Source organism: Saccharibacillus kuerlensis DSM 22868, assembly GCF_000378145.1.
Lineage (GTDB): Bacteria > Bacillota > Bacilli > Paenibacillales > Paenibacillaceae > Saccharibacillus > Saccharibacillus kuerlensis.
Genome location: NZ_KB899281.1, coordinates 176,328 through 200,015 on the forward strand (window position 1 = coordinate 176,328; position 23,688 = coordinate 200,015).

General features: G+C 52.0%; 22 protein-coding genes. 18 read left to right on the forward strand and 4 right to left on the reverse strand.

The features are described from left to right. Positions 1-222: 222 nt before the first annotated feature. Positions 223-1,026: an SDR family oxidoreductase gene (locus F456_RS0108245; protein WP_018976540.1), complete on the reverse strand. Its 804-nt coding sequence runs from the start codon at positions 1,024-1,026 to the stop codon at positions 223-225. 189 nt (positions 1,027-1,215) lie between these two features. Here F456_RS0108245 and F456_RS0108250 point away from each other — a divergent pair, with 189 nt between their 5' ends. From F456_RS0108250 to F456_RS0108295, 9 genes are all read left to right on the forward strand, one after another. Beyond that, positions 1,216-2,463, forward strand: a complete 1,248-nt coding sequence (locus F456_RS0108250) for a DNA polymerase IV (RefSeq protein WP_018976541.1) — start codon at positions 1,216-1,218, stop codon at positions 2,461-2,463. After that, positions 2,460-2,804, forward strand: coding sequence for a YolD-like family protein (locus F456_RS22095; protein WP_018976542.1), 345 nt, complete (start codon positions 2,460-2,462; stop codon positions 2,802-2,804). The genes F456_RS0108250 and F456_RS22095 overlap by 4 nt, the downstream gene beginning before the upstream one ends. Before the next feature lie 51 nt (positions 2,805-2,855). Then, the gene (locus F456_RS0108260) at positions 2,856-3,263 is read left to right on the forward strand and encodes a YhjD family protein (protein ID WP_018976543.1); all 408 of its coding nucleotides are present in this window, start codon (positions 2,856-2,858) and stop codon (positions 3,261-3,263) included. Positions 3,264-3,329: 66 nt separating this feature from the next. Beyond that, positions 3,330-4,382 (forward strand): phosphotransferase, encoded by a 1,053-nt coding sequence (locus F456_RS0108265; RefSeq protein WP_018976544.1) that lies wholly within the window; start codon positions 3,330-3,332, stop codon positions 4,380-4,382. A gap of 199 nt (positions 4,383-4,581) precedes the next feature. After that, positions 4,582-5,106 (forward strand): MarR family transcriptional regulator, encoded by a 525-nt coding sequence (locus F456_RS22100; RefSeq protein ID WP_018976545.1) that lies wholly within the window; start codon positions 4,582-4,584, stop codon positions 5,104-5,106. A gap of 224 nt (positions 5,107-5,330) precedes the next feature. Then, positions 5,331-5,834 carry a DUF2243 domain-containing protein gene (locus F456_RS0108280; protein WP_018976547.1) on the forward strand — a complete coding sequence of 168 codons (504 nt, stop codon included), beginning with the start codon at positions 5,331-5,333 and terminating at the stop codon, positions 5,832-5,834. Beyond that, positions 5,827-6,735 carry a cytochrome c oxidase assembly protein gene (locus tag F456_RS22105; protein ID WP_018976548.1) on the forward strand — a complete coding sequence of 303 codons (909 nt, stop codon included), beginning with the start codon at positions 5,827-5,829 and terminating at the stop codon, positions 6,733-6,735. The genes F456_RS0108280 and F456_RS22105 overlap by 8 nt, the downstream gene beginning before the upstream one ends. 78 nt (positions 6,736-6,813) lie before the next feature. After that, complete coding sequence (locus F456_RS0108290; RefSeq protein ID WP_018976549.1) at positions 6,814-7,449, forward strand: DUF4241 domain-containing protein; 636 nt, start codon at positions 6,814-6,816, stop codon at positions 7,447-7,449. 141 nt (positions 7,450-7,590) lie between these two features. Then, entirely contained in the window at positions 7,591-8,193 is a 603-nt protein-coding gene (locus F456_RS0108295) for a hypothetical protein (RefSeq protein ID WP_018976550.1), read from the forward strand. A 25-nt stretch (positions 8,194-8,218) separates the two neighbouring features. Here F456_RS0108295 and F456_RS0108300 read toward each other — a convergent pair whose 3' ends face one another. Next, positions 8,219-9,136, reverse strand: a complete 918-nt coding sequence (locus F456_RS0108300) for a DMT family transporter (RefSeq protein WP_018976551.1) — start codon at positions 9,134-9,136, stop codon at positions 8,219-8,221. A gap of 149 nt (positions 9,137-9,285) precedes the next feature. Here F456_RS0108300 and F456_RS0108305 point away from each other — a divergent pair, with 149 nt between their 5' ends. The 4 genes from F456_RS0108305 to F456_RS0108325 all read left to right on the forward strand — a co-directional run bounded on the left by F456_RS0108305 (position 9,286) and on the right by F456_RS0108325 (position 16,037). Next, positions 9,286-10,182, forward strand: coding sequence for a LysR family transcriptional regulator (locus F456_RS0108305; protein WP_026293743.1), 897 nt, complete (start codon positions 9,286-9,288; stop codon positions 10,180-10,182). 145 nt (positions 10,183-10,327) lie between these two features. Continuing rightward, positions 10,328-11,245 (forward strand): DUF6612 family protein, encoded by a 918-nt coding sequence (locus F456_RS0108315; protein ID WP_018976554.1) that lies wholly within the window; start codon positions 10,328-10,330, stop codon positions 11,243-11,245. A 449-nt stretch (positions 11,246-11,694) separates the two neighbouring features. Continuing rightward, a complete protein-coding gene (metE, locus tag F456_RS22110) occupies positions 11,695-14,130 on the forward strand; it encodes a 5-methyltetrahydropteroyltriglutamate--homocysteine S-methyltransferase (protein ID WP_018976555.1) in 2,436 nt (811 codons plus the stop codon). Continuing rightward, positions 14,130-16,037 carry a bifunctional homocysteine S-methyltransferase/methylenetetrahydrofolate reductase gene (locus F456_RS0108325; protein ID WP_018976556.1) on the forward strand — a complete coding sequence of 636 codons (1,908 nt, stop codon included), beginning with the start codon at positions 14,130-14,132 and terminating at the stop codon, positions 16,035-16,037. Before metE ends, F456_RS0108325 begins: the two co-directional genes overlap by 1 nt. 137 nt (positions 16,038-16,174) lie before the next feature. Here the strand turns inward: F456_RS0108325 and F456_RS0108330 are convergent, their stop codons facing one another. Further along, positions 16,175-16,579, reverse strand: a complete 405-nt coding sequence (locus tag F456_RS0108330; protein WP_018976557.1) for a CBS domain-containing protein — start codon at positions 16,577-16,579, stop codon at positions 16,175-16,177. A gap of 245 nt (positions 16,580-16,824) precedes the next feature. Here F456_RS0108330 and F456_RS23525 point away from each other — a divergent pair, with 245 nt between their 5' ends. From F456_RS23525 to F456_RS0108345, 3 genes are all read left to right on the forward strand, one after another. After that, positions 16,825-17,313: a hypothetical protein gene (locus tag F456_RS23525; RefSeq protein WP_018976558.1), complete on the forward strand. Its 489-nt coding sequence runs from the start codon at positions 16,825-16,827 to the stop codon at positions 17,311-17,313. Between the two features lie 163 nt (positions 17,314-17,476). Further along, on the forward strand, positions 17,477-18,397 hold the full coding sequence (locus F456_RS0108340; protein WP_018976559.1) for a DUF6612 family protein: 921 nt from the start codon (positions 17,477-17,479) through the stop codon (positions 18,395-18,397). Between the two features lie 276 nt (positions 18,398-18,673). Beyond that, positions 18,674-19,216 (forward strand): hypothetical protein, encoded by a 543-nt coding sequence (locus F456_RS0108345; protein ID WP_018976560.1) that lies wholly within the window; start codon positions 18,674-18,676, stop codon positions 19,214-19,216. A gap of 137 nt (positions 19,217-19,353) precedes the next feature. Here the strand turns inward: F456_RS0108345 and F456_RS0108350 are convergent, their stop codons facing one another. After that, positions 19,354-20,982, reverse strand: a complete 1,629-nt coding sequence (locus F456_RS0108350; RefSeq protein ID WP_018976561.1) for a PucR family transcriptional regulator — start codon at positions 20,980-20,982, stop codon at positions 19,354-19,356. A 165-nt stretch (positions 20,983-21,147) separates the two neighbouring features. Here F456_RS0108350 and allC point away from each other — a divergent pair, with 165 nt between their 5' ends. Together allC and F456_RS0108360 are read left to right on the forward strand one after the other, a co-directional pair. Then, positions 21,148-22,392 (forward strand): allantoate deiminase, encoded by a 1,245-nt coding sequence (gene allC / locus F456_RS0108355; RefSeq protein WP_018976562.1) that lies wholly within the window; start codon positions 21,148-21,150, stop codon positions 22,390-22,392. Positions 22,393-22,437: 45 nt separating this feature from the next. Then, positions 22,438-23,685, forward strand: a complete 1,248-nt coding sequence (locus F456_RS0108360; protein WP_018976563.1) for a pyridoxal-phosphate-dependent aminotransferase family protein — start codon at positions 22,438-22,440, stop codon at positions 23,683-23,685. Positions 23,686-23,688: the final 3 nt, after the last annotated feature.

Sequence of the window (23,688 nt, forward strand, 5' to 3'; positions counted from 1 at the left end):
TCGTGGACTTTTTGTATAGGTGGACGATTAGGAGAACCGTTCGCTGGATATTTGAATCGAAGGATAAGTAGAGGAACTGACCAATCCTTCTCGACGGTTCTCAACCGAGATGGGCGACGTATCGGCTCTCATCGGCTGTACGATGGAAGTCCTGCACCATTTGCTCAAACGGCGAAGGGCCGGACTAAGGCTAGCTTGGAAATGAAGCGGAATATCGGATGCTCAGATTTTTTGCTCCCACACCTTCGCTTGATATTCCTTAACCTGCTTCTCCGAAGCTTCGGGCCAGACGGTCCGGAAGTTGTGCTTGTCCTGAGGAATAATCTCGACCATCTTGTCGATCATATCCTGCGGATCGAACTGCTGGGCCAGCATTTTCTCGCCCTTTTTGACAATATCGGAACGTTTGGTAAAGTTCGTTTTTTCGTCATACCATTTTTCTTTTTCCTCAAACATCATATCGTTGAAGCCAGTCTTGTACGGTCCCGGGTTAATGGTCGCTACCTGGACGCCGTAGTCTTCAAGCTCCTGCTGCAGAGCCTGAGCGAGCGCTTCGAGAGCATGCTTGGAGGCGCAGTATGGTCCTAGGAAAGGAGTGACGCTCAGTCCGGCAATAGAGCTGGTGAATACGATTTTCCCTTTTTTCTTGGCAACAAATTTGCGTGCGGCAATCTGCGCAAGTTCGATTGAACTGAAGAAATTCGTTTCGAATACCTGACGGACGTTGTCTACCGGTACTTCCGCGAACGGTCCGGTATGGCCAATAGCCGCGTTGTTTACGAAAATATCGAAATCGTGCTCAGCCACCTGTGCCCGGTCAAGCGGGTTGTTGACGTCCAGCTTGAACACTTCGATATCCAATCCTTCGGATTTGGCATATTCGCGGAACTCCGGAACCTGCGAAATCGTCTCGACAGTGGCAATGACCCGGTGACCGGCACGTGCAAGTCCGATCGCGGTTCCTTTACCGAGTCCGCTGCCTGCACCTGTAATGAAGATCGTCTTCTTGCTCGAAAAAATAGCCATGCTGCATTCCTCCTCAGCTTGATTTGATCCAATCCAATCATTAAAAACCTAAGTCAATTCGTTTTACCCCACTCCTGCGGAAATTAATCAAAAGGGTGGGGAGGTCAGAGAAAAGAAGAAAAACCCGTTTACAGAACGTATGTTCCGTGTATAATACGAGTAGAAAGTAAACCGGGGAGGCGAAGACTGATGCCGGTGACGACACGCATTGTCATGCTGGTCGATATGGAAAGTTTCTACGCGGGAGTCGAGAAAGCAAGGCGGCCGGACGTTCGGGAGCAGCCTCTTGCGGTAGCGGGTGACCCTTCCATTCCGTCGAGTGCTGTACTTGCTGCCTGTCCTATTGCCAAAAGGCATGGAATCCGGACAGGCGAACGCCTGAGTTCGGCGCTTGCAAAATGTCCCCAGTTGATCGCGGTTCGTCCGCGTATGGGAGAGTATATCGAAATTTCAGCTCAAATCGCGGGAATTCTCGAGGCCTACACGGATCTGGTCGAACCCTACTCAATCGACGAAATGTTCGCGGATTTTACGGGTTCGCTGCATCTGTACGGTGGTTCCGAGGAAGAATTGGCCAGACTTATTCAAGCCCGTATCGCGGTTGAAACCGGTGTTCGGGCGAGGTTTGGAATCGGGGCCAACAAGGTACGGGCCAAGCTTGCCTGCGATCTGGTGGCAAAGAAGACGGAGAGCGGTATTTTTCATTTACATAGACAGGAAGATTGGGAATATCGGATCTGGCCGGAGCCGATCCGCCGCATGTGGGGCGTTGGCTCTCGGATGGAACGTAATCTTCATGCGCTGCGCATTTTGACAATCGGAGAGCTGGCACGCATGCCGCTGGGCAAGCTGCAGGCGCGCTGGGGTGTAAACGGAGAAGTGTTGTGGCGGGTGGCCAACGGAATCGACGATTCGCCGGTTTCTCCTTGGGCAGCGAGAGAGCAGAAAGAAGTTGGAACGACCATTACACTGCCAAGGCCTTACGCACAGCGGATTGAAATCGAAGCAGTACTGCTCGATCTGTGCACGGAAATCGGACGCCGGGTCCGCAGGATGCGAATGATGGGAGATATTCTCACCGTCGGAGCCGGCGGCGAAGGCGGTTATCGCAAAAGCACCGGTTTCCATCGCCGGACCAGGCTGGACGATCCCAGCGATATTACGGCGGAGCTGTACGAAGTCTCACGCAGAATCTTTCATGAAGGCTGGGACGGTTCACCGGTCAAACGGATCAGCCTGTCGCTGTCCGGCTTGTGCGCAGCGGAGGTATACCAGCCTTCGCTTTTCGAGAATCGTGAACGGAACAGGGCAATCGATCGGGCGATGGACGAGATCAAAGACCGTTTCGGCGAGACGGCAATCGTAAGAGGCAGTTCATTTACGGATGCAGGTCGCGCGAGAGATCGGGCGGAGAAGATTGGAGGTCATTATAAATGACGAAGAAACTGGAAGGCAACGGGTTGTGGGAATCAAGCCGTATGATCCTGCCGGAGTATAGAAAACGAATTTTACAGGCTTCTACAGAGAGGGATCGTAGAAAGAAAGCAATATTGCATGAGGACGAATTGGAAACGATAGCTGAAGCGGTTAGACGCTCGTTGGCTCTGCAATTGACTGTGCGTCTGGAATTGTATGGAGAGTACGGAAGCGAGTGGACAGAAGGCATTGTGACCGATGTCAGCCCTTTGCAGGGTATGCTGAAGCTGGAGAACGAATCGGGCCGGCATCGTATCGCTTATCCGGAGATCGTTGGCGCACAGCTGATAACGGAAGTGTGAACGGGGCCAGGTCTTCCCGAACAGCGACGTATACCAAAAGGAGTCCTATTCATGAGAGTGACAGAAGAAGATCTGGCCTTGATTCGAATCGTACTTGAGCTCCCTTACCTGATTAAGGTGCTTGATACAGACATGAAAGCAATTGAGGGATCTTCTCTGCGTACGCGAAGCGCTCTGCTGCTGCAGTTAGAACGTCTGCGTGAAGAAGCGCAGCGTGAGATTCGCCAGATGCGCCACGTTCTTCGCCTGCGCGGCATCCAAATCGTCAAGCAGACGATGCTGGAAGATCGTCTCTGCGCTGAATATATCTGCCGGGGACATCACGACCGAATGCTGCTGATGTGGAGCCGGATCAGGATCGATGTAGAGGAGATGACAACAGCCTGTCTGGATATCAAATCGCCCGGAAGTTTTGGAAAACCTGCTCAAACAGCCGGTTTTCCGCCAAAGCAGAAGTAAAGAGCCAAGCATCGAACGCTATAGGTTTCCCTGCCGTATTCCTTTCCTGTCGGGAACGCCGCTATAATGGAATATAAAAAGGCGACGGGGGAGAGCGGTATGACAGGCAAAACGGAAGCATCCGAATATGAAGCGCTTCGGCATACAGTCCGACAATATTGGCCGGACTTTTCGGGAACGCTTAAATCAGGAGCGAAAGGATGGAACAATACGACGCGATTTGTCGATTATGGCGGGAAACGCTTCGTACTTAGGGTATACGAGACGCATCGCGATCCGGAAAAAATCCGCTTTGAGCATGAAGTGCTGCTGCGTCTGGCAGAAGAGCAGTTGTCTTTCCAGACACCGGTTCCATGGCTTACCGCAGCAGGAGAAACAATCGTGAAGCTGGAAGATGGAAGCGGGCGTTACGGATGCTTGTTTGCTTATATTGAAGGCAGAAGGCCGGATGACGAGGATCAGCGTCCGCTTACTTCTTTTGGAGAAGCGGCGGGTGAACTGTCAGCGGTACTGGCGGGTATTCGTACGACACTCCAGCCGGCGTACCGTCCTTATTATGAACTGGGCGAAGCTTATCCGTTATGTGACCCCGACCGGGTATCTGCTTTTTGTGCGCAGCCTCCTACCGAGCTGGCCGAGGTGGCTTCTTCGCTGCGTCTGCTGTCGGAGAGCTACAGCGATATTTTGCGGGAATTGGAACATCTGAGAAACCTTCCGCATCAGCTTGTACATGGCGATCTTAATGCATCAAATCTGTTGGTAAGCGAAGAAGATCCGAGTCGGGCCTGTGCACTGCTCGATTTTGAATTTTGTACGTATGATATTCGAGCCATGGAGGCGGCGGTTATTCTGTCAGGACTTCCCCAAGGCGAAGAAGCAATTTCGAGATTTATGGAAGGGTTCCGTATTCGGGCCGCGCTGCAGCCGGAGGAGATTGAAGCGATTCCACTGCTGATGCGGCTGCGCAAGGTGGATGTTTTTCTGCATTTCCTTACCCGCTACCTGGAGAACACGGACGGGCCGAACGTGTTGGAAGAACAGTCACGTCTGCTGTCCACAGATCTGAAAAACATGAGAGACGGCGAAACAAAAATTAAGCTTCTTTTGTCAGATATTTAAGCCAATTGAGAATGAGGGAACCGAAAGCCATGCGGTCATGCTTGTCGGTTCCCTTTTGTTTTGGGCTTTTCTTGCTTTCTAACAAAAGAAATCTTTTTTAGGAATCTAGTTGATTATCATTCTCAATTAAGATATATTGGTCATATCGGAAGTGTGATTTTAAGTTTTTCATTCTATCTATCGGCGAGGAGTGAAGGTTATGGGAACGAACGTTTACCGTCAACAACCAGCACCGGCGGAACTGTACGAGCAAATTCTCGACTTCCTGCACCGGTACGAAAATCATAGACAAACAGAGCCTTCAAGGCTTCGAGCCATGATCCGAAACGAGGAAACGGGCAGTCGGGTCGGCAATCTTACGGTAGTTAATGCCATTCAATGCATTGGGCGGCACGAACCGATTAACGGAACGACAATCGCGGAGAAGATCGGCCTATCTCGTGCAGGCGTAACCAAGATCGGCACGCGTCTAGTACGTGAAGGGCTGGTCAAGCGAGAGCGAATGCGGCATAACCGCAAAGAAATTTATTATCGGCTAACACCGGCAGGACGGGATGTGTTTGAGACGCATCGGCTGCTGCATGAACACGAGGAAGAGCGCTTCCGCACATTCCTCGGCGCTTACAGCGGTGAACAGCTTGCTTTTGTCGGCGAATTTCTGCGTCATGCCGGAGCCGAATTCGAACGTCAGCATCCAATTGCAGAAATGGAGCACGCCAGATAAACAGAATCAGTTTGTCCGCTGCTGATTGTCTCTCGTCTTCTTCATCGATTACATACGGATAAAAGCAGCAAGAGAAGGAGAAGTAGGCCAAAGCCATGGAGCAGGCCGCTGTGCAGGACGGAGACGTCTCTGCACAGCGGCTTTTTGATGAGATAAATTCGAAATGCGCTGAATCGGGTATACATAGTTGAGATTCCCAAGTAAAGGAAAAAGGAGGCGAAACCATGACGGAACGTTCAACTTCTGCCGGAAAAGAGCAGGGGAACGGCGATTCACGAAGTCTGTGGTCGGGGGTTCTGTTCGGAATCGGCTCTATGGCGTTCGTCGATGAAGTCATTTTTCATCAGCTGCTGCATTGGCATCATTTTTACGATTTATCGACGACCGGGATCGGTCTGCTCTCCGATGGCCTGCTGCATGCATTCAGTTGGTTCGCTACGGTAGGCTCGCTGTTCATGCTGGCCGATCTGCGCCGGAAACGCCGGCTGTATGTTCCCCGCTGGGTAGGAGGAGCCCTAACCGGAGCAGGATTTTTTCAACTCTATGACGGCATTGTCCATCATAAATGGATGGGGATTCATCAAGTGCGCTACGGTGTCGATCTGACCGTCTACGATTGGAGCTGGAATATCGCCGGTGCCATTCTGCTGTTGGCAGGAATTGCTCTGACGATCCGTACGGGCAGAGCGAATTCGGATTCGCGAGTGGAAGGTTCTTCCCATGAATAATCTGATCATAGCGGCAGCGGCTCATAATCTGCATCATCATGGCGACGGCATTTCTTCGACTGAGGCGGTGCAGCCGCTGTCCGCCGGACTGATCGACTATATGCCGGTTTTCTTCATAAGTATTCCGCTTATAGCTGTATATCTGACTGCGGCCGTGCTGACCGGACGCCGCTACAGACGCTGGTCTCTGCTGCGTTCGCTGCTGTGGTGTACCGGAGTGACAGTATCGGCTTCCGCTATCACGGGCCCGTTGGCCCAAGCGGCACATGCAAGCTTTACCGCTCATATGCTCGGCCATCTTCTTCTTGGTATGCTGGGACCGCTGCTAATTGCTCTATCCGCACCTATTACGCTGCTGCTGCGCTCTCTGCCACGCAGAGGAGCCAGATTTCTGTCGGCGCTGCTGCGAAGCCAGGCATTGGCTTTTCTGTCGAATCCGGTGACTGCGTCTCTGCTGAACGTTGGCGGTCTCTGGATATTGTATACAACCGGATTGTACACAGTTATGCATCATTCGACGGCACTGCACATACTTGTTCATTTTCACGTATTTGCCGCAGGCTATTTGTTCACCATTTCCGTTCTTCCGGTAGATCCCGCCCCTCATCGGACAAGTTTTGGCTTCCGGGCAGGCGTGATGATTGCGGCCTTTGCCGCACACGGAATCTTGAGTAAGTATCTGTATGCCAATCCGCCGATCGGTACAGCCAGCGAAGATGCTCGTATAGGCGCTCAATTGATGTATTATGGAGGAGACGGTGTCGATCTGCTGCTGATCATTCTGTTCTGTTACCGCTGGTACAGGCAGGGTGGACGTCAATCGGATAAGCAGGTTTCCGACAATAATGAGGAAAGATCGGGCGGTATCCGTTCGAACACAGGCAAAAAAGGGTATACATAGGGCGTATAGGCAAGTTACGCGGCCCGCCTCTAAAGAGACATCGAGCCGCCCATACCGAATCAGAAAGGATGAGAAAAAATGTCGAAATTGCTAAAAGATCTGCTTGAACCTGCCAACGGAGCGCTGCGTCCGCAGCCGCTGGAACCGCTAAAAGTGACCTCAGGCCGCATTGTAGCCTGTGATCCGCTGACTTCGCCAATGGAAGCGTTTGAATACGAAATTCCGCCGGGTACTTATCCGGTCTATGCCTGGCACAGCGAGCAGGAAGGTGCAATTGCCGGAGCGGAACTGCGTCTTTCCGATAAGAAGCCGGTACGTTGGGAGATTGCTGTCCGTCCGGGTCAGGACAAGAGTACCTTAAAAGAAAACGAAGTTTTCGGTTATCCGGTCGATGCCGGGATCGGCAGCTTCGCTGACGAGGAAGCGATTCGGGGACTTGAAGCTCTGGATCAGCGGCTGCAGGAAGAGTTAGGCGACGAGTATGTCAGCTTGTATGATGACTTGATTGCAGACGTGTTGGAAGAACACGACGACGTGTGGGGCAACCTGCCGACCGACGAAGAGAGCGGCTTGAATGTAATTATGTTCACGTCGGGCAGCGGAGACGGCTTCTATGCTTCTTATTGGGGAATTGACGAGAATGATGAAGTGGTCTCGCTGCTTACGGACTTCCGAATCGTGCAGGAAGGTCATGCGGAGGAAACTCACGGTTAAGTTTGAATATGCTCAGAGAAGTCCGGAAGACATGGAGTCTTCCGGACTTTTTTCATTTGTGCCTGCTTTCTTCATGGTACAATGCATAAAAGCCGGATAAGAAGACCGGGAAATCAGCTGCAATGCCGGAGGTGCGGACCGATGACGGAAAGAAGTGTACATCAAACAAAGCAGGAATTTATAGACGACAAAACTCCTGTAAGCGGGGAAATGGAGAAAAAGCTGGAGACGTTGAATAGGGTGACTCGGCTGCTGAGCCAGGCCGGCGTGGACTATGTCGTGGGGGGCAGCGGGATGCTGTTCGGCCTAGGGTTAACGGATAAGGTGCGTGATTGGGACTTGATGACTGAAGCGTCGGAAAATGAAATACGGATGGCGCTGGACAGTCTGACACTCGTGGACGAGAGCGGGCCTAGCGAGCTGTACGGAAGCGGCTGCAAACTTGGAATTGAAGAAACGGAGCCTGAGGTAGAAATCATTGTCGGCTTCGCCATTCGTACGGAAAGCGGTATTTGCCGTCTTCCGGCACTGCCCGGCGGGATCCGCCGCGGCCTGCGTATTGCCAGTCCCGAAGTCTGGTTGGCCGCCTATACACTGATGGGCCGATCCGAAAAAGCGGCGCTGCTGGAAGAGTACCTTCAGAATCATGGTGCCGATCCGACGGTGCTCTCACGTCTGTACGAAGAGCCGCTTCCTGCCGAATTGGCGGAGCGGCTCAGAAGACTTCCGGAAGCTGTCGTTTGATCCACGCGGGACGCAAGTAATCGGCTTAATGCTTCGAGCGGTTTGGCAAGGCAGCGAGTTTGGAAGCAGGAGGTTTGCGTCTGTTTACGAACATAATGCTGCCGGCAATCATCAGCAGGCCGATCAGCAGTGTAATAGTCGCTGATTCGCCGAGTAGAACGATGCTGAACAGGTTTGACAATACCGGGATTAGGAAAGTGTATGCTCCCACTGTACTGACTTCCCCTGCTTCAATCAGCAGGAAGTAGATCATCCAGCCGCCAGCAATTACGAAAATGGAGATGAACAACAGAATGAGGATAAATTCGGTATTCCATTCGATATCTCTCCAGTGCTCTGTACCCGAACCCAGCAGAAGCAGAGCAGCCCCGCCAATCAGCAGCTGCATCGTCACGGTCCAGACCGAATCGAGACGAGCCCCCTGTTTTTTCATATAAATCGTACCCAGTGCCCAGCAAAGGGCCGATAGCAGGGCGAGTCCAATGCCGAACGGTGACAGATGCCCTTCAAGGCCGCCCAGGCTGATGACCGCAACGCCGGCAAAGCCGAGTATGAGTCCTGCGACTTTAAGGCGGTTAAGCTCTTCGCCCAGCCAAATTCGGGAGAAGATGCCGAGCAGGATAGGCTGCAGGAACACAAGCGTCGAGAACAGGCCGGCCGGCAGGTAGCCGATCCCGACCGTTTGCAGGCCGTAATAGCCGATAACGTTGAGCAGGGCTACCAGTAAATAAGCTCCAGCGTTTTGCTTCCAGCGCAGTGCTCCGGATCGGCGGAGGGCGATTGGCAGAAGGATCATCCCACCAATCAGCGTACGAATACCGGAAAACAAAACAGGAGGAGTATGCGGCAGTGCCATTTTGGTCAGCGGCCAGTTGATGCCCCAAACGAGAACCAGGAAAAGTACCATAGTCAGCGTCTTTTTGGGCGAAATTGCGGAAGACATAGTCCTCATCACCTTTCAAACGTTTGATGCGCGGAGCGGCCAGTCTGTCTGGCGAGCCTCCGCGCTTTTTATGTGAGCTTATCAAGCGTATACTGAAAATGAACATAAAGAAAATGAATGTTTTGCATAAAGGAGATAACGATAAAGTTATGACGATTACGCAGATTGCAGTATTTGTTCGAGTTGCCGAAACGCTTAACTTTACTCGGGCTGCCGAAGAATTGCACATGACCCAGCCTGCTGTCAGCCATGTGATCGCCGCCATCGAATCGGAGCTCGAGACCCGTCTGCTGCGGCGTGATCGCAAGCGAGGCGTCGCGCTGACGCAAGTCGGTGAGAAGGTGCTCCCGCAGTTTCGTGCCATACTGCAGCGGATAGATAAAATTCACCAAGAGGTCGCCGCGGATAATGGGATTGAGGTGGGCAGAGTATCGGTCGGTGCTTTTCCTTCGGCTTCCGCTTATTTTCTACCGTCTCTGATTCGTGAAATCCGGGAAAATTATCCGAACCTGCATTTCGACCTGCACGAGGGAACCGCCGACGAAATCCGAGAAGGTGTACATGAGCGAAAATATGATGTAGGTCTTGTTCTGCTTCCTGCACCGGGACTTGATACCGTAAAGCTGGCGGAGAGCCGCATGCTTCTGCTGCTGCCGGACGGACATCCACTGCGGGTAAAGCAAACAATCACGATCCGGGAATTAGATGGTGAGGACCTTATTCTCTGCCGAGGCGGGCATGAAGTTACGGTGTTGAATGAGTTCGAACACGAGGGAGTCGACGCACGAATCACTTTTACAACGCACAATGTGAGTACGATGGTGGCCATGGTCGAGCAGGGACTCGGAGTAGGTATCGTATCTGAAATGGCACTGTCGGTACATCCCCATTTGCTTGAAATCCGGGAGATCGTGCCGCCGATCATTCGAGAAATTGGGGCGGCAGTTTCTTCAATGGAAGAAGCTTCGCCTGCGGTCCGCCTATTTCTGGAGACGGCATCGAACCGCTTTGTCGAAGAGAAAGAGACAATCGGACAGGGAAAGTGAACAGCCAGGAGGATGAAGAAGCAGGACCGACTGCGTTCATTAAACGTGTGTGCGAATTTAAATCGTGTGTTACAGCGTTAGGCGTACAAGCAATTGGTGTAATAACCAAAGAGAGAAAGATTGATCAAATTCAGGAGGGGTCATAATGAAAAAATGGTGGACGGTCGTATGCTCGGCCATGCTAGCTGTCAGCATCACGGCTTGCGGTAATAAGGAGGAAGCGGCCCAAACGCCGGCTCCGGCAGCAGAAACGACAGCACCAACAGAAACGCCTGCGGCAGAAACAACAACTCCGGCAGAGGCGGCTGAAGAACCGGCTGTCGAAACTTCGGCAAACGATGAAGTACCAACAGCCGAAGAATTACTGAATCGCACACAGGAAGCTAACCAAGAGCTGAAGAACTACAATATGGTTGCCGACATTGAGCAGCATATTTCTGCTAACGGCGAAGAACAAACGATGACTATAACGATGGATACGGATATGGTTCTCGATCCGGTCACAGCCTATCAAAAAATCCATACCGAAGTCAGCGGTTCATCCAATGACATTGAACAATATATTACGCCTGACGCAATCTATGTAGGTGCGAACGATCAATGGACCAAGCTGCCGGAAGAACAGCGTTCGGAAGTAATGGCCAGTCTTGAAAGCACAGCCAATCTTGAGAGCTCGTTCGAACAGTTCCAATCGATTGCCAAGGACATGGAAGTGACCGAGGAAGGCGATAATTATGTGCTGTCGGCTGCGCTCTCTGGAGATCAGGTCAAATCGATGGCTGAAGAAATGATGGGGCAATCCGGCGACGAACAAATGGCCGCAATTCTGCAGCAAATGAACATTGAAGAAATGAATATGACATACACCATTAACAAGGAAACTTCTTATCCAGTAGAGACAAACGTAGATATGACAATGTCTATGAATGCGGGAGAAGCGGCCGGCGAAGGTGCTGAAGATATGGACGTTTCCATGCACATGATCATGAACAGCACAATTTCCAAACATAATAAAATCGCTAATATTGAAGTTCCCCAGACGGTTGTAGACAGCGTGCAGTAAGCTTGAACCTCCGATCGAAGACCGACTGCGAATTTTCGCAGTCGGTCTTTTTTGTTGTGAATTTCGGGACGTTTTTGTGCAGTTCAAATTCTGTAGGATAGTCAACGGATAGATATGGCGGCAAATAGCGATTTTTACTCTATGCCTATTGGCTATAGTACGCCATAGTCTGAAGATATAGATGCAGGGAAGCTTTGTAGCGTATTTGAAACGCGAAATTGTCTGAAGTCTTACAGGACATAGGGCTGGCGATCTCTCTGTAAGAAAGGCGGACAATCCGTTATCAGGAATTCCGAGGTCCAAGCATGGGATTTGCCTATAACGGGGTTTTGGCGGCTTTTCGAATCGATTGACACTTTACTTCGCTGTGCCTATGATCATACTCAAAGTCCAGGACAAACGCCGGCAGGCTAAGCGATCCTGAATATCCGACAGAGAGGAAGATGATGATGAGTCAAGCGAAAAGTTCGAATTTGGGGTATCCGAGAATTGGAGAAAAACGGGAATGGAAAAAGCTTCTGGAGGCACATTGGGCGGGGAAGATCGATGCGGCGGAACTGGAAAGCGAAACGAAGAAGTTGCGTCTGGAGTATCTGAAAAAACAGCGCGACCTGAAGACGGAATTGATCCCGGTCGGCGACTTCTCTCTATATGATCATATGCTCGATACTGCATTCACTTTTGGTCTTGTACCTCAGCGTTTCACAGGCGGAGACAACACCGCCAAGCATGATGGAGACTGCGGCTGCGCGCATGGTTCTCATGACGAAGAGCCGGTTGCATCGACAGACTCCGGCACGAAAGCTTTCGCTCCCGATGCAAATGGAGCTTACGGACTGGATGCTTATTTCGCGGTAGCACGCGGTACAAAAGCATTCGCCGCTTCCCCGATGACCAAATGGTTTGATACAAACTACCATTATATCGTACCTGAGCTGCAGGGACTGACACCGAAGCTTACGGTTAACCGCCCGCTGGCCTTTTATCTGGAAGCGAAAGAAGAACTCGGCATCGACGGCAAGCCGGTATTGGTCGGCCCGCTGACGCTGCTGAAGCTGGCACGAGGCATTGAAGAAGACCGTTTCGATACGCTGCTGGATCAGCTGATTCCGCTGTACGCACAGGTATTGAAAGAGCTGAGCGAAGCGGGAGCCAAGTGGGTGCAAATCGACGAGCCGGTATTGGTACTGGAAACGAGCGAAGCGGATATTGCTCGTCTCAACAAAGTATATGAAGCTTTCCGGGCTGCGGCGCCGGAATTGAATATCCTACTGCAGACGTACTTTGAGTCGGTGTCGCGTTACCAAGATATTGTACAGCTGCCTGTACAGGCAATCGGGCTTGACTTCGTGCATGACCGGGGCCGCAATCTGGCAGCCATCGAACAGTACGGATTTCCGCAGGACAAAATTCTGGGTGCCGGCGTGATCGACGGCCGCAACATCTGGCGTTCGGACCTGAAGGTCAAATTGGATCTGCTGCGCCGCATTCAGCAGGCCGCACAGCCTAAAGAATTGTTCGTTCAGCCGTCTTCGAGCCTGCTGCATGTGCCGGTTACGACACGCAGCGAACAAGCTTTGGAAGCCAAGATTCGCAATGGTTTGAGCTTCGCGGATGAAAAATTGACAGAAATCGCCGTATTGGTCAAAGCGCTGAACGAAGGCGAAGAAGCAGCAGCTGCTGCAATTGCCGAAAGCGTCGATGCGGTAGCGGCATTGAACGCCTCGCCTGAACGTAACGACGAATCGGTTCGTGACGCGCTGGGCAAACTGGATGCCCGTCGTCCGGAACGTCTGTCTCCTTATGCGGTGCGCCGCGACGTTCAAGCCAAGCATCGTCCGCTGCCGCTGCTGCCGACTACGACGATCGGAAGTCTGCCGCAGACGACGGAAGTGCGCCAGGCACGCAGCAAATGGAAAAAAGGCGAGTGGAGTGAAGAACAGTATGTGGATTTCCTGCATGCGGAAACGGAACGCTGGATTCGCATTCAAGAAGAAATCGGCATTGATGTCTTGGTGCACGGCGAGTTCGAACGCAACGATATGGTCGAATACTTCGGTGAGCAGTTGGCCGGCTTCACAACATCGGGCTTTGCCTGGGTTCAGTCGTACGGTTCGCGCTGCGTCAAGCCGCCGATCCTCTATGGAGACGTTAAGCTGCTCAGCCCGATGACCGTAACGGAAAGCGCTTATGCACAATCGCTGACGGATAAACCAGTCAAGGGCATGCTGACAGGTCCGATCACCATCTATAACTGGTCCTTCGTCCGCGACGATCTGCCGCGCGCTGTTGTACAGAATCAGATCGCATTGGCGCTTCGTTCGGAAGTGAGTGCATTGGAAGAAGCAGGTATCGGCATGATTCAAGTAGACGAGCCGGCACTGCGGGAAGGTCTTCCGCTGAAGCGCGAAGATTGGCAGGATTATCTCGATGATGCCGTTTACGCATTCCGTGCTTCGACGACGAGCGTTCAAGATGAGACGCAGATTCATACTCATATGTGCTATGCGGAGTTTGGCGATATTATTCAGGCAATCTCCGACTTGGATGCAGACGTCATCTCGATCGAGGCTGCACGCAGTCATGGCGATCTTGTGACCGCGTTCGAAGATCACACGTATGACAAAGGAATCGGCCTCGGCGTATTCGATATCCACAGTCCGCGACTGCCGGAACCTTCCGAGATCGAATCGATTGCAAAACGCGCTTTGGAAGTCCTTGATCCTGCCCAATTCTGGATCAATCCGGACTGCGGTTTGAAGACGCGCCGTGAAGAAGAGGTCATTCCTTCGCTCAAAACGATGGTTGCTGCAGCGGCGGCACTGCGTCAGCAGTTCGTTGGGGCGGCAGCTGGAGGCGCCGGGGTCACCGGCGGCCAAGACTAATGGGACTGCTCGACGAACTGCGAACCCGAGTGGTTGTTGCCGACGGTGCAATGGGTACACTTCTGTATCTGAATGGCATCGACCGCTGCTTCGAAGAGCTGAACCTGACCCGTCCCGAGCAGGTACGCCAGATTCATCGGGCGTACCTCGGAGCGGGAGCCGAAGTGATCCAGACGAACACGTATGCCGCGAATGATTACAAGTTGAAGCGCTATAATTTGGAGTATGAGCTGGAAGCGATCAACCGGGCAGGAGCCCGGTTGGCCCGCTCGGCTGCGGAAGGAACAGGAGCTTACGTACTTGGTACGATTGGAGGTATTCGCAGTACCAAGCCTGGAGAAATAACGCTTGGCGAGATCAAACGCAGCAATGAACGCCAAATTGACGCTTTATTGTCCGAAGGAGCCGACGGTCTGCTGCTGGAGACATTTTACGATCCGGAAGAGCTGCGCACTACACTGAAGCTGGCCCGCGAGAAGACGGATCTGCCGATTGTGGCTCAAGTATCGACCCAGGATTCAGGTTATCTGCAGGATGGAAGCACGTTGACAGAAATGTTCGCCATACTGGAAGGCCTGGGCGCGGATGTCGTCGGTCTGAACTGCCGGCTTGGTCCGTTTCATATGACCCGGTATCTGAAGCAGGTGCCTCTTCCTAAGCATGCGTTTCTGTCTGCCTACCCGAATGCGGGCCTGCCGGAGTACAACGAAGGCCGGCTGCGCTACCGTTCGGGAGCGGATTACTTCGGCCGAAGCGCACTGGAACTGCGAGGAGAAGGCGTGCGTCTGATCGGCGGCTGCTGCGGTACGACGCCGGAGCATGTAGCGGCGATGGTAGAAGCGGTCAAAGGCGCGGCTCCAATTACCGAGAAAGTCGCGGAACCGCTCTCGGATTCAGATCCTGTTCCATTTGGACGGATTGAGGTCAGGGAAAAATCCGAAAAACTTGCCGGATCGGAAGACGGACCACCCGTGGAAACTCCGTTTCATGAACTTGCAGCTGCCAAGGGTCATTCGGTGATCGTCGAGCTGGACCCGCCGCGCACACTGCGAACTGAAGGCTTTTTCAAAGGGGTACAGGCGCTGAAAGAAGCGGGTATTGATGCACTGACAATGGCCGACAATTCGTTGGCCAGTCCGCGTATTGCCAACGAGTCGCTGGCCACTGTCGTCAAGGAAAAGTATGGCGTTAAGCCGCTTGTACATGTTGCCTGCCGGGACCGCAATATGATTGGTCTGCAGTCGCATCTGATGGGACTTGCCGCTTCGGGAATCAATCAGATGATCGCCATTACCGGTGATCCGTCGAAGGTTGGCGATGTACCGGGTGCGACATCCGTCTACGATTACAATTCGTTTGATCTGATCAAGCTGTGCAAGCAGTTCAATGAAGGTAGACTGCCCTCGGGGCGTTCGCTCGGCCTTCGGGCCAACTTCTCCGTCGGTGCCGCCTTTGATCCCAATGTGCGTCATTTGGACAAAGGGGTGCAGCGTTTGGAGAAGAAAATTGCAGCGGGTGCCGATTATTTCATGACGCAGCCGGTCTACGATGAACGGCGGGTCGAAGAACTGTATCACGCGACCCGGCATTTGAAGCAGCAAATTTTCATTGGCGTCATGCCGCTTGTCAGCGCACAGAATGCTGCTTTTTTGCATAATGAAGTGCCCGGCATTCGATTGACTGATGAGATTCTTGCACGGATGCAGCGTCATGAACATGATAGAGAGGCGGCAGTGCGCGAAGGCATGGATATCTCGCGGTCGCTGATCGATGCCATCTTGGAATACTTTGGCGGCGTTTATATCATGACTCCGTTTCTCCGATATGAGCAGTCGGCAGAACTGACGCGATATGTGCATGAAGCGGCAGCCAAGCGGGCTCTGAACAAAACGCGTCTGGTCCAGTAAAGGTGCGATGCAGGAGCAGAAAATGTTTACTCGTCTTCGCAGGTATATGTCCGTTCGCATTTTGCGCACCATAAAAGGAGCTTCTCCACGATTGCCCAGGCAGTCGTATCGGAGAGCTCCTTTTTGCGATGTATTCGTTAATCCATAATGCCGTCGTTGTAGTAATTGATAATGTCTCTCCGGCGAATAATACCTAGAAAAATACCGTCGTGATCGGTAACCGGCACGAAATTCTGATCCGCCGCCAGCGTCAGCATATCCTCCATATCCGCATCGATGACGACCGATTCATTGTGACGATAGCGCTTGATGCTGCTCAGCGATATGTCAGCCATCATTTCAAGATTGAAGTTGAACGTATTTTTGAGCTTCCAGAGCAGATCCCCTTCGGATAACGTACCGACATAGCGTCCTTCTTCGTCGATAATCGGTACCGCGGAGTAATGATTTTCTTCCAGCAGATCCATCGCTTCTCTCATAGTGGCGGAAGAAGGAATATACTTGACCTGATCCTTGGATAACAGAAAACGAGAAACTTCCATGTATGTATACACTCCTTAGCCGTCGGATTTCCGAAACCTTCTTCTCTATTAAACCATAGTTGAGGTCTTTTTTGAACGGTTGGCAGGTTATACGACAAAAGCGTAACTTTTTTGGTCGGCGGAACGCTCACTAGAAGAGACTCGTTATGCCCATTGAAGCTGCGGCGTCGGTCTGTACATCGTACGAGTATATACATCATACAAGTTTATGTTTGTTTACGATTATATAAAAGGCGGCGTTCAACATGTCTAATGTACCTGTGTCTGTATTGAGTATCCGCACACAAAAGCGCGAAGGATATCCTTGTCCTTTCGAATACGGAGATTTTCTGATTGAGGGTAAGCCGCTGGCTCTGGCTGCGCAATTTTTGCAGGAGTATCCGCATTTCGACGATATTGGCTGCTTAGGCTTCGGATCGGAACGGTTCCAGCGCGAACAGATTGAACGTTTGCTGCTGGATGGAGAGGCAGATTTTCCGAATGATCGGCGCTCGCTCTATATTTGTCCGGCCTGCGGCGACCTTGGCTGCGGCGCAGTCTCAGTACGGATTCATCGGGAGAAAAAATGCTTCGTCTGGAGTGATTTCGGTATACAAAGTCATCCATCTCTTGAACCTCATATCATACTATGCCCGTGGATCGGTCCCTTTTACTTTGAGGAAACGGCTTATGCAGAAACAATTCGTGCTTCTTACGGGCTTGGAGGTTTCCATTGGCCGTATCCGGCGAAATAAGGAGATTGAAAAAAGAAAGATTGTGAAGATCAACTCCTTGTAAAATCCATGTTAAATAATTACAAAATTATCCTACTTGCGCTGTTGCTCTTATACAATAGAGACAGGGACCTGTTCCCAGCCTTTCAATCGCAAGGTTATCCAAGCTTAAGGGGGAATGACCATGAACAAATATATGGGAAGATGGGCGATTCTTGCTGTATTCGCTTTGGCTTCCGTGCTGACGGCATGCGGTTCCGGCCATCCTGTCGAAGGCGTATCCGCGCAGGGAAAAGAAGCCGAGACTTCTGTCAGCCAGGCTGCTCAGCCGACAGAGACGCAGACTAAGCAGGTTCCGGAAGCTGCAGACTTGTCCGCGGATCAACTGCTGGAACAGGCGATCGCCGCGGGTCACGAGGTCAGCAGTTACAGACTTCGGACCGATCGGGAAGAACATATCGCGGTATCGCAGGATAGTGAGCCGGACGGGCATTATATCATCGAGACCAATCTTACGATGAACCCGCTTACGGCCTATCGTGAATTGAACATGCATGAAGCAGGCCGTTCCGAGCAGGAGGAGCCGCTTAAGCGCTACCTCGATGAACAAGCCGTATACAGCGCCTACCGGGAATCGGATTGGGTCAGAGAACCGGAAGAAGACCTGCCGGCATCGCTTGCGCATCTTCGGCAGGCGGCCGATCTATCCGGTCACCTGCAGAATCTGCAGGAGGCGGCAGGAGAGCATCGTGTGACCGAGCAGAACGGAAATTTGCTGCTTACCGTTGTGCTGGAAGGCGACGATAATCGAGAAATCGCGGAGCAGTATATGCAGCAGTCCGATGATTTCCTTCCACACATGCAGGCGGATATTTCGAGATGGAAAGTCGAGCGGCTTACCGTGAGTTATGAATTTGACCGCAGCAGTCTGCTGCCTGTCACCAGCACGGCGGAGTTTGAATTGGTGAGACCTGAGGATGCGGAACTGCATCCGAGAATGAAAAATAATTTCGCAGTAAAAGCCGAATACTCGGATTACAACGAGGTAGAAACGATTAAGATTCCGGCAGAAGTCGAAGAACAAGCATCGGGATCTGGAAGTTAATGAACGACCGATGCAGTTCCAAGGAATAATGAAATGTGCCCTGAATCGGATAAAAGACAGGACCGGCTGCCGTTTTTCGGCGCGGCAGATCCTGTCTTTTTTGATCGTATTATTTCTTGAAAAATTTCTCAGAAAAGTAACTATTCTCTGTTCAACAGCGTTACATATAGAGAGACCAGAAGCTAGACAGACCGGAAGCAGATCGGAAATTGGGTAAAGCGGATTAGAATTTAGGTAAGCCAAGAGAAAGATGCAAAATGGAGGTTCACGGGAACAATGAAAAGCAGAAACGTATTATGGACGATGCTGATTGTTCTCTGCATCGCAGGTGCAGCCTATTCCATCTATTGGCCGAAAGCAGTCCAATTGGAAGCGCAAGGCGTCAAATTTCGCTTGGGTGAAGGAAGCGGGGGCGAGGAGCATCTTGTACAAGTTAAATTGCAAGGCGACGTATGGCGCAGTTGGAGAGGAACCCGGGAATTTGTAGGCACCATTGAGATCGAAGGGGAGACCTTTGAAGGAAAAGAAAGACTTCCCAAAGTTAGAGCTCGATTTGACGGTCCGTCAGGCAGAGGGTTTATTACTTACGATTACCGCGACGATACAGGACCGAACCTTACTACATACGGAGTGATGTATGTAGACCCGTCGTTCCGACAGGTCGCGATCGGTATTTTTGAAGAGACGGAAGGCGGAGGCCAAGGCTGGAGCAGCGGTTCCGGTCTGATGGTAACGGCTCCGGCAGAAAATCGGCAGCAGGGGCTCGATATCGCAAATAGGCTGATGAGAGATGGGATGGAGGGAGAAGAATTAGAATAGAATGAACAGAAAACTGCATCTCGAAAAGATCGTTTTCCCAAAAGACGGGAGACGATCTTTTTTACATTTCACATCTTCATTATTCGTCTGTGAAGCGATATTTTCGTATGCTGATTTGCTTACTAGGCTGCCTGCCTTTACACCAGTCCGCCTTCCGGCAGCAGTGCCTTGATCCGGAAAGCCATGCGCAGACGCAGCGTTTCTTCAGGGTCTTTGAGGCTTCTGCCGATAATTTCCTCGCATTTTTCCAATCGATAAATGACCGTGTTGCGATGAATGTACAGCCGCTTGGCCGTCTCGGCAAGCTGACAGTGCGTCTCCAAATATACGGACAGCGTCTGCAGCAGCATATGATGATCTTTGAGCGTTTCGTCAGTAAATCCCTGCATCGTATCGGCATAAAATTTGCGGAGATGCTCGTAAGGAATCATACGCAAAATTTCGGGAACTTCTTTAGGTTGATACAGTTCGATAAAGCGAGTTCTGCCCGCCATTACGCCGAAATAGAGCGCTTCGTTCGCTTCTTTGTAAGAGACAGGAATATGAATGAGCGGTTGAGCGTAGCTGCTGCAGCCAAACGACAACTCTGCGGCATAATGGGCGGAGACCTTGTTCTGGAGACGTTCCAGCAGAGCGATAAAGGAAGTCTCCACCGCTCTCCATTCTTCCGCGAGCGGCATCAACAGCACATAAGCTCTGTCGTGAGTAAACAGATGGATGGATAGACCAGCCTGTCCCAATTCTGTTTCGATTTGTTCGGCAATCCGGTCTTGTTCGGCTTTGTACTGCATAAAAGAAGTCGTTTTGTCCGCCCCGTCCAATTTGCCTACCGCACAAATGTACTTCTGATCGCCAGACAATCCGAACTCGCGGCCGCGGCTGGCGATTTCTTCACTGCCCGAAAAGGCGCCTCCGATAAAGTTGGCGAAAAATTCGTTCCGGATCCGCCGCCGGTTCTGTTTCAGCGCATTGTCTTTCATCAGCTCGAACGCAATGACGTTGGTTGCCTGTTCGACAGTCAAAACGCTGGAACGCTCCGATGTCGGGATAATGCCTTCGATACAGAGATAATGCAGCTGCTTATGCGTATAAACGGGAAATAGGGTAATCGCTTCACGAGATTCGCCCAACAGTGAGAACGTGGAGAAAACGGAAGGAGGCGTGTGGAAAATGCTGCCGCCGGCCGACAAGGCTTCGAGCCGTGCTGCGGTTGCGGAGTTGGCGAATCGGCCTGCGATCGGCTGCAGATAAGGGCCCAGCAGCAGAACGGGCAGACGCAGCAGTTCGGACAGCTGGTCCAGCAGTCGGGGAATGCCGTGACCGCTCATGATCTGTTGAGTAAATTGACGATGCGTCTGCATGGCATTATGCAGCTCGGTCGTTCGCACATCGAGGATATGGCTCAGTGACTTGTTAACGATATCTCCAAGCGAAGGTTCGACGGGAAGCTCGAGCAGCGGCAGATTCAGGTCGTCGGCCAGTTCTGCCGCAGATGCCGGTATACTGCCGAGATATCTTTTGCTTTTGATTCCGAGTGCTGCACAGTTCTGTTTCCCCATCTCCCGAATCAACTGCAGCAGCGCCTCAAGGTCGTCTTTGAAATGAAAAGCGGTTGTCACAAGCAGTTCGTTTCTTTTCAAATAAGGAATAATGTCCGGGGCATCCATCATATTGACAGTATGAACTTCTCGATGCAGACCCTTCTCTCCCGCAGCGATGGCAGTTCCGTCAAATATAGGCAGCTTAAGCAGGTCGTCCAATTTCATGAATACCGCACTCCTTTGGTTAACATGACCAATAAATCCGTCTGTTCTTCTACATTTTCGTGAATGTATTGCATTTCGTTTTATTTTACAATTCACTTATACCATTTGCCAAGTGAAATAATGTGACATGAATATAAGACTGTTGGAATGGAGGGGATGAGATTGATGATCGAACAGCCGAAGATGTCCGCCTTATCCGAGCAGGTCGAATCCATGGTCGAATGGCTCGCTTCGCATGGCGGAGATGGGCAGGGCGGAGTCACGCGATTGCTGTATGATCCGTCTTGGAGGTCGGCCCAGAAGGCCATTGAAGCGAAAATGAATGAGCTGGGTCTGCTGCCCCGCTACGACGATGTCGGGAACTTGTTCGGTCGGCTGGCCGGACGCGATCCTCAGGCAGATGTTGTACTGACTGGTTCGCATGTCGACACCGTTACAGGCGGCGGAAAATATGACGGCGCATATGGAATCGTTGCCGGACTGATCGCGGTGGATTATCTGAAAACCCACTACGGGCCGCCGCTGAAGCCCATTGAAGTCGTATCGCTATGTGAAGAAGAGGGAAGCCGGTTTCCGCTGACCTACTGGGGTTCCGGCAGCATCACAGGCGCGAAAAATCGTGAAGCGGCTGTCGGCGTAGAAGATTCCGCAGGCGTTTCGCTTGAAGAAGCAATGTGTGAAGCCGGTTTCGGTTTCGGGCTGCATCCTCGTCCGGAGCGCCGAGATCTGGAGTGTTTTATCGAGCTGCATATCGAGCAGGGCGAAGTGCTGGAACGCGAAAACAAATCGATCGGGTTGGTTAGCCACATTGTGGGTCAGCGCCGCTATGATATTACTGTATACGGAGAAAGCAATCATGCTGGTACAACACCGATGCAGTGGCGGCGCGATGCGCTGCTTACTGCGGCCGAACTTATCCGAGTCGTCATAAATCGGGCGAAAGCCGACGATGAGGGTCTCGTTGCCACAGTCGGAAGAATGGATGTTAAGCCGAATGTCGGCAACGTGATTCCGAGAGAAGTGACGTTCAGTCTGGACGTGCGCCACGGTGAAGCGGAACGTATTCATGCCTTTTGCGAAGAGTGCTTCCGGGAGTTCGAGAAGCTTGCAACCGAACAAGGAACGAATATCGAGATTCATCAATGGATGGACGAGCCGCCTGTTGCGATGGATCGGGCTCTGGGAAAGACGGCGGAGGAGATAATGGAGAAGGAAGGCGTCTCGTTCAAAAAAATGACGAGCGGAGCCGGCCACGACTCGCAGGTATTCGGTACATTTTGTCCGACGGCTCTGCTGTTTGTACCGAGCCGGGGCGGTATCAGCCATTCGCCGGCGGAATTTACAAAAACCGAAGATTTGGAACGCGGTGTACGGCTGTTAATCGACCTGCTGTACAAAGTGGCTTATTAAAATAGCACGGTTAAGCGGATAAAAGATCAAGGAGGCAGAGACGAAATGACAAAATACCGGGAAATCCATGCACCCTTGCGAACAATTATGACGCCAGGTCCGGTTGAGGCTGATCCAAGAGTGCTGCGCGCGATGGCGACACCGATCTTGGGGCAATTTGATCCGGAATTCACGCGAATGATGAATGAGACGATGGAAATGCTGCGGGAAACGTTTCAGACGAAAAATCAATGGGCATTCCCGGTAGACGGCACTTCCCGCTCCGGTATTGAAGCGGTGCTGTGCAGTTTGATCGAGCCGGGGGACAAAGTTCTCGTGCCGATCTTCGGCCGATTCGGACATCTCCTGACCGAAATCGCCGAACGCAGCGGTGCCGAAGTTCATTTGATGGAGTGTACATGGGGTGAAGTATTTGACCAGCAGGCTGTCATTGACGAAGTCAAAAGAGTGCAGCCGAAAATAGTGGCGATCGTGCATGGGGAGACGTCAACCGGCTGCATGCAGCCGCTGGACCGGATCGGTCCGGCCTGCCGGGAATTGGGCGTATTAACTGTAGTCGATGCGGTTGCTTCAATCGGCGGAGCTCCTGTCGAGGTCGACGAATGGCAGCTTGATGCCGTAATCGGCGGCACGCAGAAATGTATTTCTGTGCCCTCCGGCATGGCGCCCGTCACTTATAACGAACGGGTGGAGCGTATTCTGGCAAGCCGCAAAAAGGTGGAGCGTGGAGTGGCGCAAGAAGGGGATCGCCGGGAAGTCGCGCATCCGATCCGCAGCAACTATTTCGATCTCAGTCAGCTTCAGGACTATTGGGGACCGCGCCGTTTGAATCATCATACGGAAGCGACTTCGATGCTCTATGCACTCCGCGAAGGGCTGCGCATTCTGCTCGAAGAAGGACTGGAAGAGCGGTTTGAACGTCATCGTTTGCATGAAAAAGCGCTGATGGCGGGACTTCGGGGTATGGGGCTGGAGCTGTTCAACGACGTGCCGTGGAAGCTGCCGGTTGTAACCTGTGTAAAGATTCCGGCAGGCGTAGACGGCGAGTCTGTACGGAAGATGCTGCTGGAGCAGTTTGGCATCGAAATCGCCAGCTCCTTCGGTCCGCTGCACGGCCAAATTTGGCGAATCGGCACAATGGGCTACAGCTGCCGCAAGGAAAATGTACTATTTGTACTGGCGGCGCTGGAAGCGGTCTTGATCCGTCATCATGCGCCAATTACGATCGGACGTGGGGTGCAGGAAGCGCTTGATGCCTATGAGCGGGTGCAGCTGGGAGCTGTCACGCTGTAAGGC

Bases quoted from the DNA above. Each gene is read 5' to 3' on its own strand.
- metE (WP_018976555.1), top strand. From the start codon at position 11,695: ATGAGTCAAGCGAAAAGTTCGAATTTGGGGTATCCGAGAATTGGAGAA.
- F456_RS0108315 (WP_018976554.1), top strand. From the start codon at position 10,328: ATGAAAAAATGGTGGACGGTCGTATGCTCGGCCATGCTAGCTGTCAGC.
- F456_RS0108245 (WP_018976540.1), bottom strand. From the start codon at position 1,026: ATGGCTATTTTTTCGAGCAAGAAGACGATCTTCATTACAGGTGCAGGC.
- F456_RS0108300 (WP_018976551.1), bottom strand. From the start codon at position 9,136: ATGTCTTCCGCAATTTCGCCCAAAAAGACGCTGACTATGGTACTTTTC.
- F456_RS23525 (WP_018976558.1), top strand. From the start codon at position 16,825: ATGTCTAATGTACCTGTGTCTGTATTGAGTATCCGCACACAAAAGCGC.
- F456_RS0108345 (WP_018976560.1), top strand. From the start codon at position 18,674: ATGAAAAGCAGAAACGTATTATGGACGATGCTGATTGTTCTCTGCATC.
- F456_RS0108305 (WP_026293743.1), top strand. From the start codon at position 9,286: ATGACGATTACGCAGATTGCAGTATTTGTTCGAGTTGCCGAAACGCTT.
- F456_RS0108295 (WP_018976550.1), top strand. From the start codon at position 7,591: ATGACGGAAAGAAGTGTACATCAAACAAAGCAGGAATTTATAGACGAC.
- F456_RS22095 (WP_018976542.1), top strand. From the start codon at position 2,460: ATGACGAAGAAACTGGAAGGCAACGGGTTGTGGGAATCAAGCCGTATG.
- F456_RS0108290 (WP_018976549.1), top strand. From the start codon at position 6,814: ATGTCGAAATTGCTAAAAGATCTGCTTGAACCTGCCAACGGAGCGCTG.
- F456_RS0108330 (WP_018976557.1), bottom strand. From the start codon at position 16,579: ATGGAAGTTTCTCGTTTTCTGTTATCCAAGGATCAGGTCAAGTATATT.
- F456_RS0108360 (WP_018976563.1), top strand. From the start codon at position 22,438: ATGACAAAATACCGGGAAATCCATGCACCCTTGCGAACAATTATGACG.
- F456_RS0108260 (WP_018976543.1), top strand. From the start codon at position 2,856: ATGAGAGTGACAGAAGAAGATCTGGCCTTGATTCGAATCGTACTTGAG.
- F456_RS22100 (WP_018976545.1), top strand. From the start codon at position 4,582: ATGGGAACGAACGTTTACCGTCAACAACCAGCACCGGCGGAACTGTAC.
- F456_RS0108350 (WP_018976561.1), bottom strand. From the start codon at position 20,982: ATGAAATTGGACGACCTGCTTAAGCTGCCTATATTTGACGGAACTGCC.
- F456_RS22105 (WP_018976548.1), top strand. From the start codon at position 5,827: ATGAATAATCTGATCATAGCGGCAGCGGCTCATAATCTGCATCATCAT.
- F456_RS0108340 (WP_018976559.1), top strand. From the start codon at position 17,477: ATGAACAAATATATGGGAAGATGGGCGATTCTTGCTGTATTCGCTTTG.
- F456_RS0108325 (WP_018976556.1), top strand. From the start codon at position 14,130: ATGGGACTGCTCGACGAACTGCGAACCCGAGTGGTTGTTGCCGACGGT.
- F456_RS0108280 (WP_018976547.1), top strand. From the start codon at position 5,331: ATGACGGAACGTTCAACTTCTGCCGGAAAAGAGCAGGGGAACGGCGAT.
- F456_RS0108265 (WP_018976544.1), top strand. From the start codon at position 3,330: ATGGAATATAAAAAGGCGACGGGGGAGAGCGGTATGACAGGCAAAACG.
- allC (WP_018976562.1), top strand. From the start codon at position 21,148: ATGATCGAACAGCCGAAGATGTCCGCCTTATCCGAGCAGGTCGAATCC.
- F456_RS0108250 (WP_018976541.1), top strand. From the start codon at position 1,216: ATGCCGGTGACGACACGCATTGTCATGCTGGTCGATATGGAAAGTTTC.